The 13,454-nt window shown below is 42.5% G+C and carries 10 protein-coding genes and 1 riboswitch; of the genes, 2 read left to right on the top strand and 8 right to left on the bottom strand.

Annotated elements, in window-relative coordinates:
- Positions 1-34 precede the first annotated feature (34 nt).
- The 5 genes from NL646_RS21145 to NL646_RS21165 all read right to left on the bottom strand — a co-directional run bounded on the left by NL646_RS21145 (position 35) and on the right by NL646_RS21165 (position 7,694).
- Entirely contained in the window at positions 35-445 is a 411-nt protein-coding gene (locus NL646_RS21145; RefSeq protein WP_078558210.1) for a hypothetical protein, read from the bottom strand.
- Entirely contained in the window at positions 442-2,652 is a 2,211-nt protein-coding gene (locus NL646_RS21150; protein ID WP_253664658.1) for a hypothetical protein, read from the bottom strand. Before NL646_RS21150 ends, NL646_RS21145 begins: the two co-directional genes overlap by 4 nt.
- Entirely contained in the window at positions 2,649-4,289 is a 1,641-nt protein-coding gene (locus tag NL646_RS21155; RefSeq protein WP_230731997.1) for a hypothetical protein, read from the bottom strand. Before NL646_RS21155 ends, NL646_RS21150 begins: the two co-directional genes overlap by 4 nt.
- Positions 4,279-5,541 (bottom strand): tyrosine-type recombinase/integrase, encoded by a 1,263-nt coding sequence (locus NL646_RS21160; RefSeq protein WP_230731993.1) that lies wholly within the window; start codon positions 5,539-5,541, stop codon positions 4,279-4,281. The genes NL646_RS21155 and NL646_RS21160 overlap by 11 nt, the downstream gene beginning before the upstream one ends.
- Positions 5,542-5,819: 278 nt before the next feature.
- Positions 5,820-7,694 carry a TonB-dependent receptor gene (locus tag NL646_RS21165; protein ID WP_253664659.1) on the bottom strand — a complete coding sequence of 625 codons (1,875 nt, stop codon included), beginning with the start codon at positions 7,692-7,694 and terminating at the stop codon, positions 5,820-5,822.
- A 56-nt stretch (positions 7,695-7,750) separates the two neighbouring features.
- Positions 7,751-7,953: riboswitch (cobalamin riboswitch) on the bottom strand.
- 184 nt (positions 7,954-8,137) lie between these two features.
- On the opposite strand from NL646_RS21165, the gene trmA reads away from it, so the two are divergent.
- Positions 8,138-9,247, top strand: coding sequence for a tRNA (uridine(54)-C5)-methyltransferase TrmA (trmA, locus tag NL646_RS21170; RefSeq protein ID WP_031852861.1), 1,110 nt, complete (start codon positions 8,138-8,140; stop codon positions 9,245-9,247).
- A 65-nt stretch (positions 9,248-9,312) separates the two neighbouring features.
- Here the strand turns inward: trmA and NL646_RS21175 are convergent, their stop codons facing one another.
- Together NL646_RS21175 and fabR are read right to left on the bottom strand one after the other, a co-directional pair.
- Positions 9,313-9,678, bottom strand: coding sequence for a YijD family membrane protein (locus NL646_RS21175; RefSeq protein WP_005460363.1), 366 nt, complete (start codon positions 9,676-9,678; stop codon positions 9,313-9,315).
- Positions 9,678-10,319, bottom strand: a complete 642-nt coding sequence (fabR, locus tag NL646_RS21180) for an HTH-type transcriptional repressor FabR (protein ID WP_005480868.1) — start codon at positions 10,317-10,319, stop codon at positions 9,678-9,680. The genes NL646_RS21175 and fabR overlap by 1 nt, the downstream gene beginning before the upstream one ends.
- A gap of 262 nt (positions 10,320-10,581) precedes the next feature.
- On the opposite strand from fabR, the gene sthA reads away from it, so the two are divergent.
- Positions 10,582-12,012 (top strand): Si-specific NAD(P)(+) transhydrogenase, encoded by a 1,431-nt coding sequence (sthA, locus tag NL646_RS21185; RefSeq protein ID WP_072829052.1) that lies wholly within the window; start codon positions 10,582-10,584, stop codon positions 12,010-12,012.
- Positions 12,013-12,107: 95 nt separating this feature from the next.
- Here the strand turns inward: sthA and dinF are convergent, their stop codons facing one another.
- Positions 12,108-13,451, bottom strand: a complete 1,344-nt coding sequence (gene dinF / locus NL646_RS21190) for an MATE family efflux transporter DinF (RefSeq protein ID WP_031821545.1) — start codon at positions 13,449-13,451, stop codon at positions 12,108-12,110.
- Positions 13,452-13,454 lie beyond the last annotated feature (3 nt).

Below are 13,454 nucleotides of genomic sequence, written 5' to 3' on the forward strand. Positions count from 1 at the left end.
CAAAACAGCTTTCGCTTTAGAGCAGCTAAGTGGCTTATTCCCTAGGTTCCAAGAGTTGTCGTAAACCCTGCCGTCCAACGTTAGGCATTTCAGATGCATTTAAGAAAATTCGCTCAAGCGTTTCCAATTGCAAATCACGCTCCTCTGTCAACTGTCTCACTTGGACTTCCAAGCGTTCAATTTTATGAATCAGAGCGGCCCGATCTTTATCGACCAAATTTGAACGCGTCGTGACGACGCCTCTTAGCTCCTTCTTTTTTAAATCATATTCTTTTTTTATGCTGATATAACTTGAAAGAGATTGTCTTGATATATAAAAGCCGCACTCGCGTTTGATGACTTCCACCAACCTCTGCCATGTCAATTTACTCTCCCACAAAGCAATGACGCGACAAATATCGTTTATTTGTTTGTTAGTTAAAGCTTCGTTTATATTTTTCTTCATAAATCAAACTCGTGGAATAAACGCTGTAGCCCTGTCTCGTGTGTTGTCTGCTCAACGACAGCTAAACTTATCGCTTCTTGTAATTTATGAGATGGATCACTTAGAGCAATTTCCTTCAACACACGATTTTTATTCTTCAAATCAATGACAGCAAAACCTGGGGTTGAATCTAGTGGGCGGATTAATGAACCATCTGGAATTTCGTCATCTTGCATCAAGTCAATTAGAGCCTTGTAACGCTCTACCTTTGCAAAATGAATCTTAAACCATCGTTGAGATATCTGATTTATTGATAGATGTTCATTCAATAATGGATCTGACAGCCTAGCCTCTTGTATTTCCAAATCCTGCTGCATCCTTAGTAATGATTTCCTGTCCCCTTTGCAGTAAGCGCTTTTAGAACAACCTATGCAATTCTCCTCAAAATCATTAAAAAATGCACATGGGCTTTCTGTTAAATCTTGAAGACATAGACCAACGCCCGTATCGGTAGCTGCTCGGCCAACCAAAGTAGTGTATTCGGCAGCAGTAATAACTTTTACATCAAATGATAGCCCATTATACAAGTCAACTACTTGTGCATGACGCTCATCCTCTGTTTGGTGGTTATAAACTACATTTGACGTAACGTCTTTACGCCCAGAAAACTCCGCAATAATTTCATCTGATAGGCCTACTTCATGGCACATTGTATTCATAAAATGGCGAGGCTGGTGAGGAGTCATATTAAAACTCTCATCATAGCCTGACTTAGTGAAATACTCTTTAAGATGAGTTGCATACATGGATTTCATCTCATATGGTTCCACCATAAACGCACTATTGGTAAGAGTTTTCCCTGACGATGAGAAAACTTGGGCCCCTGTAAAAACACAGAGAGCTTGCGATAAACGTACAGAGTTTCCATTTTGATGAGAACGATATGGAAAGTTTGGCACGCTCCTCTTAACATATTGAATGAAAGAGTCCTGTAACTGCATAACCGTTTTCAAACCTTGAAGCTCAGGTGGAAGCATTTTATCTATTGCGGTATTGGAGCTCGGGTACTTACCTAGCTTTCTTTGCAAAAAAGACAATTTTTCTTCTAAGCTCAATATCCGGTCTGGATCTATATGATGAGGAAAACCATCTATAGCCTGAATCTTTTGCCTATTTTCTTGCGTAAACAGATCATAAAGCCCAAGTATATCACCCAGCTCCCACAACGTCGTTGCTCGCTCTAAGTTCACTGGTTTTCCCTTGATTCTATATTTTCCTATGATCCGTTTTAATGGTTCTTCTGGGTTTTCCATGAATCGACACAAAATTCTGGCTGGTTCACATGCCTTATCAAAAAAGTGCAATGTTCTTACTAAAGTTGGAGCCATTTGATTAAACATATGCTTTTGCCAATTAGAAAATCCTTTTGAGCCTTGCCAATCTAAGCTATATATTTTTTTTCTATCTCCATTTTGTCCTATAACCTCCTTAGATTTTAACTTTTGATTAGCTAAATATAGCTGTTCGGCAGCTGCTCGGTTTGGTGACGAAAAACTGATGGAAAGCATACCAGCAACGAACTTCCTTCTTATATCATCATAACAATCAATAGATTCTTCTTCAGCAGGCATTATCTCGTTAAAAATTCGACCAGCTGCCACTACAGATTTCTTGCTTGGTAATCGACTACGACTATGGTTCAATGACGCTTTTGTGTCTTGTTTGAAGTTTATGTAAGGAAGCCTTGTACTATGAGAACAGTGCTGCTGTGATATTACCCAATCAAAACACCCTTTGAGTATGATCTTAGTTTTATCTGATAGCTTTTCTATCTCTTTGTGTTCAAAGAAGTCTATGACTATTTTCGTATTTATGTCAGATATAAATAGGTTGTTAAGCTCTAAGAATGAAAGAACGGTTCGGAAACCAACCATCCAATTAGAGTTTGTTTTAGCCTGAAACTCTCTCATTCCAAACTGTAATGATACAGCCTTTAAATAATCTGAGTAGTATTTAGATAAATAATCACTCTTATTGCACTTCATACGCCTATAAATACGACGGTCACCAATTTTAAATGTATTGACAAATACAATCGCCAGATTTTCGAACACAAAATACCCATCATCCCATGAAAACGTTTTGTTATGTTCTTTCATGAAACTAAGAGGAATTGCTTTCTTTTCAGATATAAAATTACTAATTTTTTTTTCAAATCTATTGATCATGATGTCGCTCCAATTGAGAGTTTTGCGCATTCACAAGCTTGAATTGTTGCCTTGATCGCCAAAATTCTATGGGATATAGCTGTCAAAGCTCTAGGAGAAATACCGTTTGCAATCTGATAGTCATACCTTGCCTGGACAGACAAAAGTTGAGACTGATGGTCTGCATCAACAAGGGGACGAAAAGAAGGACAACCATAACAACCAGCAGGTGGTGACTTTTCACAGACTAAACAGAGATTTGCTTCCGAGCTTTTACCCAACCGACCATTTTCACTTTCAATTGAAACCTCATTTTGGCCTATCCATGAAGTGACCTTTCCACTAAATGCGTCAGCAAGAAAAGTATAATCAGATAAATGTGAGTCAATCTTTTCACGAATTTCATCCGCCATATCAATATAAACTGAAGCTGCTTTAGGGGTGTTACCTAACGTGACTGCAATCTCATTTCGAGATAATCCATCAACTACCATTTTTACGGCACGAGTATGCCTTAGGCGATTGTTTCCCAAAGAAAAAGAACCTTGTGGAGCACGATCACTACTTACATTAAGTAGTTTTAGAAACCGCCTAACTCTACCTTCTAAAGCTTCTGGTACGTACACAAAGCCCTTACCATCTATTGAAAAAGAGTGTATAAGAGTACAATCTTCCTTAATATGCTCTTTAAAATCAAAGTGATACAATTCTGTTGTCGGAATTAAAGGCAAACATGAAAACACTTGACTGAATTCCTCTTTGGACAAGGAATAACCTTGTCGCTGAAAGAGCTTCCTTATTAGTTTTTGGTACTTTGATAGGTAATTGGATAACTCAAATAGAAATCGGCCACTTATCCTAATCGAACTGATTTCAAAACTGCGCCTAAAAAGGTCTTCATGCTGTTTTACTGACGGTACTCTAACTGCAATTTCTGGTTCACTGTCATTATGATTCACTTTCAAAGGCATGGTGATTCTTAGCTCATCACCATCAATAAAGTCGTTAGCTCTAAGTTCAAAATCACCAACCTTTAACAAAGCTACTTGAGATAAGCGTTTTTGATAGAGCTGTTGAAAACGAGCGGCAATGAATACTGAAAGTTCAGAGACGTGTGAGTTCGAATCAAAAATAGAACTAGAGTGTTCATTCATTTTGATAGCGAAATCTGTAAACTCGTAATCAGTAAGAGCTCCTTTGTCTGGGTCAAAAACCTTACGCGAATCATTACCAAAGGACTTATCTTTTAAGATAGTTAGTAGTGGATCATACTTATTATCGAAAGCAGCTAGCCTTTCTATTATCTTCTTAACTCGCTTCTTATAACTTAGCGATAGGTTGAAGAAAGCCGACTCAACATCACTTACTCTTAGGCTGCTTGCATTCAATTTCTTGATAGCTACCATTTTCCCTCTCACCGTAGATATTTTTCCATAGGTGGCTTCTTGAGCTAAGCAATACCTGATAGCTAAGTTATCATCTACGTTCAAAAATAACTGATCTACCCAGCTCAGAGAGATATGACGACCGATCACTAGCTCCCAAGAGTTATCAAACATATTGAATGGAACGTTTTCGTAGGATGTAAACTCTGCTCCTCTTGCATATTCATTTTTTAAATCTTCTAGATTGATTACAAGAGAATGATTAAGAGTCATGACTAGTTACCGACAATAGCTTTTCTTGCAATTGATGCTGATATTCTTGTGCTTTTTTGATGATTTGATATCTGTTATATAGCGCCGGCATCTGACTGTTTTCTGACCACCCCATTTGATACTTACGCACTTTTTCAAGGTAATCAGGTGAAATACTCTCGTCCCCATCTTTGATACCATCTAATAATTCATTCCATTTGTGTCTAAGTTTATGAGGCGTAATTTGAAAACCAATGACCTCTGATAATCTTCTCAAAATATTATTCACAGACGAAATTGACAACGGCTTCCCACTTTCTCCTTGTGTCGCCATCTCTGAGATAAAAACGAACTCATGACGTTCTGCACCAATATATGCTTTCCGTTTGTTTGCAATGTAACTCTTCAATTCCAACATCGTTTCCTTAGCTACGTATGCTGTGTGCTCTCGAGTCTTCTGACTAGGTTTATCTTTCCTTGGATCAGCCAAATCATTAGGTGTTCTTCGTACATAAATTCTTGTACATGTACCTGTAAAATCACAATCTGATATTTTCAGTTTTAAAATTGCTCCCTTTCTCTCACCTACTTGAGCTAGGAGAAGAACTATCAGCGCATTACGCCACTGAGAGTGCTTAAAAGGATTACTAGGATGATTTGGTTGAATGATTTCTAATAGCCTGTAGAAAGCTTCATCTGGAATGACGGATACTTCAGGATCACCATTCAATGTACGAAGCTCCGTATCACGCCGAATACCAAGTAACATGACCGACTTCATATCAGAAAAGCGTTTATCGATATAAGCAGGTACATTTCCAGTATTGTGGTGATCTAGGTATAAATATTCGAGAAATGCAAGAGACCTTCTAATTCGATTATTTGTCGTTGGAGGCACTACAAGCGACGAAATCGTCTTAGTGGAATGAATTAAGTTATTAATCGCCTTGTTTGATAATCGGAAAGAAGCAACTTCTTTATGAACAGTTATACTTTTAAAAGTAAACTTCGAGCTCTGAGTAAAGCGTCTAACTTCTTCTGGCTGCAGCATCTCACCTGTTGAGAATCGTTGCTCAATATCAATACCCTCATGATCTAACCATTCAAAGAAAAATCTTAAATCATGTGCGACTGATATTTGAGTGTTGATAGCGTCATTTCCGTAACTTTGATACAGATGATTACAAAGGGAGTAATCTGGAAGGTAACTACTATTAACAAGGGATACTCGGGTTTTTCCCCCTATTTGGTATATGTGGAGTTTTACTCGCATAATCTGCCTTTACAAAAAAGTTTATACACATTAACTACTAGTACAGTTAGCCAGTAATAACCAGTTAGTGATATGAGTTATCATTAACCTACTAAGAGCCTGATGTTTAATAGTTTAATATAAATAATGTATTTACAGATTAAAGATTACACTTAATTACCGCTCGACCAACTGATTACGACACGTTTTGGTTTCGTCATTTTGTTTTCCAGCCATGTTCTGCACACCAATAATGATAAAGACCGCCAATAAGGCGGCCTTTGTTGTATCAAACGCAATTAGAATCGGTAGTCAGCAGATACAAAGTACTGACGCCCAGGAGTTGCGTAACCTGAGTACATCTCGTAGTTTTTATCGAAAGCGTTGCTTAGTTTGGCGTTGATGTTCCAACTTGAGTTTACAGCGTAAGAAGCGGTGAAGTTCCATAGGCTGTAGCTCGGTAGTCTTGTACTACCATTAAAGCGCTCACCTTGGTAAAGATACTGCGAGCCCAACGTCCATTGGTCAAATGTCGCATAAGCATTCCACTTAGCACCGCGCTTGGAGCGGTATGCTAGTTGGGAATCTTCTGCACCCGACTTGTCGACAGGATCTTTGTAATCTAGGTAGAACTCATGAGAGACAATATCAGTATCGAGTTTAACTTCTAGTTCGATACCTTTAATCTCAGCTTCACCAATGTTTTGCATGCCCGCACCTTTCCAGATCAGCATGTTTTCAATTTGGTTGTAATACCCAGTTACAGTCCAATCAACAATCGATGCCACACCAGATAACGATAGTTCCGTGTTTTTTGACTCTTCTGGCTTTAAGTTCGGCATTTCATAGCCAGGGTAATACAAATCAACAAAGCTAGGCGCACGGAATGCAGTGCCGTGGCTCAGCGTTAATTCGTATCCTTCGTAAACTTTCCAACCTGCTGCGGTTTGCCACGTAGTGTTGTTGCCAAACTGGTTGTTTTCATCATTACGTACGCTGGCTTCGAAGGTCCATGCATTCAATGCATATTGAGCAATTGCGCTGATGCCAATGTTTGTTCTTGGGTTCTTCTCTGGGTTGTAGTCTTTCGCTGGTCCCCAGTCACTTGGTGCAAGGTAGCCTTTTGCTAACTTCTCATTACGGTAATCTAAGCCGCCCCCAATACTCAGTTCATCATTGATGCTGTATGAGTTTAGCCAAATTGCATTGAACTGTTCGATGGCCACGTGATCGCCGGTCGACTTACTTTGGCCCGATTTAAGGTCATAGTTGTCTTGTTGACCGTAAGCTAACTTCAACTCAGAAGTGTAAACATCTTTAGAATACTCAAGTGACAAATCTGCACCTACGTATTCCACTTCACCCGTTTTCTTTTCGTGCTTATCAACTGTTCCCCACCCAGGATTGCCATAACTGCTGTTGTCATAGTCGTATTCGTTGCTGTATGTACTAAAGCCAACGTAACCAGAAAAATTATCAGAAAAGTTTTGCTGGTAACCTAATTTAAGGTTCAACGTTTCAAATCCGTGCTCATCGCCATCATTCAAACCCGGCAAAGGTTTAACGTTAAAACCATCCGTTTTCTCGTAACCTAATACCCCTTTGATGTGCTTACCTTCACCTACAGGTTTAGATACGGCAAACGTGCCTTTTTTATGATTGTTGGAGCCATAACCCGCCGACACTCGGCTTGCATCATCATCAATACTTGCTCGAGTAATAATGTTGATTACGCCGGAAATCGCCTCTGAGCCATAGATAGATGCGCGTGCGCCGCGAATGTAGTCGATACGTTCAATAGAGTTGATTGGAAATTGGTTGAAATCGATACCGCCCATGATTGCGCGAGGCATACGTACACCATCAACCAAAACCAACACTTGGGTGGCACTGCCACCGCGAACAAAAATCGATGCGCTTTGGCCACGGCCACCATACTGAGCAACCTCAATACTAGGCAAAGTACGGAACACATCAAACAAACTGTCGGCTTGCTGACGGCGAATATCTTCTTTCGTTACTGTCACGGTTTGAGCTAGAACAGCACCATCGATTTGCTTGAATCGATTCGCAGTAACAACGATGGTTTCGTCAACAGAAACTTCTTGGGCCTGTAGATAAGAGACAGGTGAAAGCAGCGATGCCAGGGTGATCGCCAATGCGGATTTTTTCATTATATTGTCCTAAATCGCGTAATTCCTTCCGAGCCCTGCCTCCTTAGGCAGTCCAATGCTGTGGCTCAGTTGCTGGCAGGTATTCGGACTGAAGAGCGAGGTTTACACCACCTAGTTGCTCGACTTCCCACATAAACTAATGCAGTGTCGTGATGAGCGTTCGTTCTCTTTTACCGCTGCGCGTCAGTTCTGGATTTTCACCAGATTCCCATTTCAGCCATCTAGATTGCTAGATGCCACCAGCTTGAGGCAAATATTATTCAGCTATTGATTATTTGTCCAGCCAATATTGCCCATAGAAATTGTAACGTTTTGATTAATTTTGCTTTCTCCTCAACCTGTACGCACTATCTTTAAATCAATTCCCGTACAAAACTGGACATACTGTTGAGATTGAATAAAATCTGCGCTCTTAAATTGAATGCACCATAAAAGGTAAGATCATGGCTACTCTTGATGTAAATCCACAACGCTACCAAGAACAACTGGCTGAAAAAGTCGAACGTCTCACTGATATGTTCGCGCCATACCACGTGCCAGAACTGGAAGTGTTTGAATCACCAGAGCAGCATTACCGTATGCGTGCTGAGTTCCGTGTTTGGCATGAAGGCGAAGACCTGTACTACATCATGTTCAACCAAGAAACTCGAGAGAAGTACCGTGTTGACCAATTCCCAGCAGCCAGCCGTCTGATCAACGATTTGATGCCGCTATTGGTTGAAGCGATGAAAGACAACGAATCCCTACGCCGTAAACTATTCCAAGTCGATTTCCTCTCGACGCTAAGCGGTGAGATTCTGGTTTCTCTGCTTTACCATCGTCAATTAGATGAGGAATGGATTGAAAACGCGAAAGCGCTGAAACAGCGCCTCAACGACGAAGGTTTCAACCTCAACATCATTGGCCGCGCACGTAAGATGAAAATCATCCTAGACCGTGACTACGTGATCGAAAAACTGGACGTAAATGGCCAAAGCTACATCTATCAGCAAGTTGAAAACAGCTTCACCCAACCGAATGGCAAAGTAGCAGAGAAGATGTTGGAATGGGCGGTTGACTGTACTCAAGAGAGCACTGGCGACCTACTAGAGCTTTACTGTGGTAACGGCAACTTCTCGTTAGCATTAGCGCAAAACTTCGACCGTGTACTTGCTACTGAGCTTGCTAAGCCTTCGGTAGAATCAGCACAATACAACATTGCAGCGAACAAGATCGACAACGTACAAATCATCCGTATGTCGGCAGAAGAATTTACAGAAGCAATGGAAGGTAAGCGCGAATTCCGTCGTTTAAAAGACAATGGTGTCGACCTGAAGAGCTACAACTGCAACACGATTTTTGTCGATCCACCACGTGCAGGTATGGATGTGGATACGTGCAAAATGGTGCAAGGCTACGAGCGCATCATGTACATCTCTTGTAATCCAGAAACACTAAAAGAGAACTTGGACATTCTAAGCGAAACTCACAATGTGACGCGCTTTGCTCTGTTCGACCAATTCCCTTACACCCACCACATGGAAGCCGGCGTTTTACTAGAACGTAAAGCGTAAGCCACCAGCGAAAGACATAAAAAAAGCGAGCTTAATAGCTCGCTTTTTTGTCGGAATTTTTTCAATTATTCAGCAGAAGTTTTCTTTTCCATGAAACCCAGCTTTTTACCAATCCATGCCAATAGGATCATCGACACCATAATTGCGAAGAAGTTTGAGCCTGCTTCTGGGTATTGCGCTTTGATAAACGCAGAATGACCAAAGGCACCAACAAAGAAACACGCTAAGCCCACTAGCGGAATATCTTCCGACACCGGATTGTTTAAGTACTCTTGGTAAAGAGCTTGTACAGCCAGTACGAGTGCAATCAGTGGGAAGATTGAGAAAGACACTTCACTCATGGTCAACCATGACAATAAAGCATCACCACACATACCTGCAACCAGTGCCAAAATCAGCGTTTTCTTTTCAGATTTATTTCCATTCGACATTATTCTATCCCGCCTTTTAATCGGTTACGTTCACGTTCTTTGCGATACCAATAAGCCCCTTTGGCTATCATTCGCAATTGCATGATCAATCGCTCGGCGAGTTCATCGCGCTCACGTCGATCTAAATCTAAAGCTTCAGCACCCGAACTAAAGACCAAAGTCACCGACGCCTCTGCTTGAGTATACGCCTCTTCTCTGGTCATACCGGTGCTCATTAAATACTCGGTTAATTCTGCCGCAAAATGTTGGATTTCTCGAGCGACGGCAGTACGAAATTCAGAAGAAGTGCCAGAGCGCTCACGCAATAATAAGCGGAATACGTTAGGGCTACTTTCAATGAATTCCATAAAGGTTTCAACCGAAGTTCGAATCACACTGCCTTCTTTGACAATACGTTGACGTGCCTGACGCATCAGTTGACGTAATAGTAAACCGCCTTCATCAACCATTGTTAAGCCTAGCTCATCCATGTCTTTGAAGTGACGATAAAAAGAAGTGGGTGCAATTCCTGCCTCTCGGGCAACTTCTCGCAAGCTGAGACTGGAAAAGCTGCGATCCGCACTTAATTGACTAAATGCCGCATCGATCAGTGATCGACGTGTCTTCTCTTTTTGTTGCGCGCGGATTCCCATCGATTTCATTCTTAACTTGCTCTTTTCTGTAGGGTACAAGAGCTTCAATATAACGCAATTCACCCCTACGGAGAAAGATATGTTGCCTCACCTAAGGTAAGCGGCGAGAACGTTACTATTGGCATGCATCTAATTGCAATGTTCTCGAGTCAATTTATAGACATACAACATACCAATTCATCCTTTTGTTCGATTCTGCGTGATCACTTCCACTCTCTCGCAGCCATTACGTGTACGTATAGAGCAAATGAGTTAAAATCGCGCTAAAGCAATGTTAAGCAAATATAACAAGGAAGGCATCATGGCGCATGTTAATCACTATGACGTGATCGTAATTGGTAGTGGCCCTGGCGGAGAAGGGGCTGCAATGGGGTTAACCAAAGCGGGACTGAATGTTGCCATCGTCGAGAAAGAAAGCAGTGTGGGCGGCGGCTGTACGCACTGGGGAACCATTCCATCGAAAGCGCTGCGCCATGCAGTAAGTCGTATCATCGAATTCAATAGCAACCCGCTATTTTGCAGAAACAACACCAGCCTTCATGCAACATTTTCTGACATTTTAGGCCATGCAAAAACGGTCATCGATAAACAAACTCGCCTTCGTCAGGGGTTTTACGACCGCAATGACTGCACGCTGCTGTTCGGTACTGCACGTTTTATCGATACGCACTCTATCGCGGTAATGCAAAATGACGGTACGGAAGAAACCTACTCGGCCGATAAATTTGTCATCGCGACGGGCTCTCGTCCTTACCGACCAAGCGATGTCGACTTCTTGCATGAACGAATCTACGACAGTGACTCTATCCTGAGCCTGAAACACGACCCTCGTCATATCATCATTTATGGTGCAGGCGTTATCGGTTGTGAGTACGCCTCTATCTTCCGCGGACTTGGTGTGAAAACCGACCTAATCAATACCCGGGATCGTTTGTTGGAGTTCTTGGATAACGAAGTGTCTGATGCACTGTCTTACCACTTCTGGAACAGCGGCGTTGTCATTCGTAACGACGAAACCTACGAGAAAATCGAAGGCACAGAAGATGGCGTCATAATTCACCTGCAGTCAGGCAAGAAAATGCGCGCCGATTGTTTGCTGTATGCGAACGGCAGAACCGGTAACACCGACAAACTCAGTTTGGATGTCGTCGGTCTAGAATCGGATTCTCGCGGCCAGCTTAAAGTGAACCGCAACTACCAAACGGCGGTTGAGCACATTTACGCAGTGGGTGATGTGATTGGTTACCCTAGCCTTGCAAGCGCAGCCTACGACCAAGGACGCTTTGTCGCACAAGCGATCACCAAAGGTCAGGCTGAAAACTATCTGATTGAAGACATCCCAACAGGCATCTACACCATTCCAGAAATCAGCTCTGTTGGTAAAACAGAACAAGAACTGACGGCAGCGAAAGTGCCTTATGAAGTTGGCCGCTCTTCATTCAAACATCTGGCCCGTGCGCAAATTGCAGGCAAAGATGTCGGCAGTTTAAAAATTTTGTTCCATCGTGAAACCAAGGAAATTCTCGGCATTCACTGCTTTGGTGAACGTGCAGCGGAAATCATCCACATTGGTCAAGCCATCATGGAACAGAAAGGCCAAGCCAATACGATTGAATATTTCGTGAATACTACCTTCAACTACCCGACCATGGCCGAAGCCTATCGTGTAGCGGCATTGAATGGGTTGAACCGATTATTCTAGTAGCCATACAATGCTGAGATAATGAGGTTAAATGAGTATTTGGGTTACCATGATCCAAATGCAAAAACAGCAGGTTTTCGACCTGCTGTTTTTATTTACGCGAGGAACGTTCCTTTACGCCATTGATAGAAGAATATTACTCCAAGACCAATCCCTCGCATTGCCATAAAGCTGGTCATCGCAAACCACAGTGCATGGTTTTGCCAGCCAGAGAACAAAAAGAAGATTACGAAGAAACAGCAAGTCGCCACGAACATACTGTTCCGCATATCTTTACCTTTGGTGGCACCAACAAAAATACCATCGAATAAGAAACACCACATAGATGTCAACGGCATCACCACCAGCCAAGGTAGATAGATCGCTGCTTGCTGCTGCACAATCGCAATAGAAGTGATCATGGCGATCAAATTCGATCCCGCTAAGCCAAATACCACAGTAAGCCCTAAGCAGATGATCAGACTCCAAAAGAATGTCCCGATCAGAGAATCACTAAGCTGAGCTCGGTCTTTCGCGCCAATCGCTTTCCCCACCATCGCTTCCATCGCGTAGGCAAAACCATCCATGCCGTAGGAAATCATCATCAAGAAGCTCATCAACACAGCGTTTGCCGCGACAACATCATCACCAAAGCTCGCGCCCTGAAACGTCATAAAGCTAAACGCAGCTTGCAAACATAATGAACGAAGAAAGATATCGCGATTGAGTTTCACAAATAGCCCTAGCCCATGCTGAGTGTCAGCAAGTAATTGCTTGGGTGACGGCAACTGACGTGCTTGCCATGTCTTCCACACGCAGACCAAACCAAACGCCATGCCTGAGTAATCAGCAATCACGGATGCAAGCGCAGCACCTTCAACTTTCCAACCTAAGCCCATCACAAATAACAAATCGAGAGCGATGTTGGTGACATTGGTGATGATCACCATCCACATAGGCGCTTTGGAGTTTTGCGTGCCGAGCAGCCAGCCCAACAACACAAAGTTCATTAGAGCTGCGGGGGCACTCCACACACGGATAGAGAAATATTGCATGCCGTAGTGCTTCACTTCGGCACTGGCATCACTCCAGCCAAAAATCAGATCAGCAAGTGGGCTATGGACTATGAGGAACACAAAAGCAAACAGCAAAGCCATAAGTGAGCCTTGCATAAACACCAAGGCAAGTTGCTTTCGGTCTTCACCGCCATAGGACTGCGCCGCCAACCCAGTAGTCGACATACGCAAAAAACCAAGCAACCAGAACGTTACGCTGATCATAGTGCTGCCCAGCGCAACGCCGCCCAAATACCAAGCGTGGTCTAGATGACCAATCACCGCAGCATCGACCAAACCGAGCAATGGAACAGTAATGTTCGACAACACCATCGGGATCGCGAGCGCTAACACCTGACGATGCACTTGAGGATTCGATAAAGGAGAGAAAATAGAGTTTGTCACAGG

The organism is Vibrio sp. Y20_XG_PY13, assembly GCF_024181925.1.
In the GTDB taxonomy this organism is placed as follows: domain Bacteria; phylum Pseudomonadota; class Gammaproteobacteria; order Enterobacterales; family Vibrionaceae; genus Vibrio; species Vibrio parahaemolyticus.

Excerpts from the sequence above, each read along its gene's own strand:
- NL646_RS21160 (WP_230731993.1), bottom strand. The coding sequence starts at position 5,541 with ATGCGAGTAAAACTCCACATATACCAAATAGGGGGAAAAACCCGAGTA.
- NL646_RS21175 (WP_005460363.1), bottom strand. The coding sequence starts at position 9,678 with ATGTCGAATGGAAATAAATCTGAAAAGAAAACGCTGATTTTGGCACTG.
- NL646_RS21145 (WP_078558210.1), bottom strand. The coding sequence starts at position 445 with ATGAAGAAAAATATAAACGAAGCTTTAACTAACAAACAAATAAACGAT.
- sthA (WP_072829052.1), top strand. The coding sequence starts at position 10,582 with ATGTTAAGCAAATATAACAAGGAAGGCATCATGGCGCATGTTAATCAC.
- NL646_RS21165 (WP_253664659.1), bottom strand. The coding sequence starts at position 7,694 with ATGAAAAAATCCGCATTGGCGATCACCCTGGCATCGCTGCTTTCACCT.
- NL646_RS21155 (WP_230731997.1), bottom strand. The coding sequence starts at position 4,289 with ATGACTCTTAATCATTCTCTTGTAATCAATCTAGAAGATTTAAAAAAT.
- fabR (WP_005480868.1), bottom strand. The coding sequence starts at position 10,319 with ATGAAATCGATGGGAATCCGCGCGCAACAAAAAGAGAAGACACGTCGA.
- NL646_RS21150 (WP_253664658.1), bottom strand. The coding sequence starts at position 2,652 with ATGATCAATAGATTTGAAAAAAAAATTAGTAATTTTATATCTGAAAAG.
- trmA (WP_031852861.1), top strand. The coding sequence starts at position 8,138 with ATGGCTACTCTTGATGTAAATCCACAACGCTACCAAGAACAACTGGCT.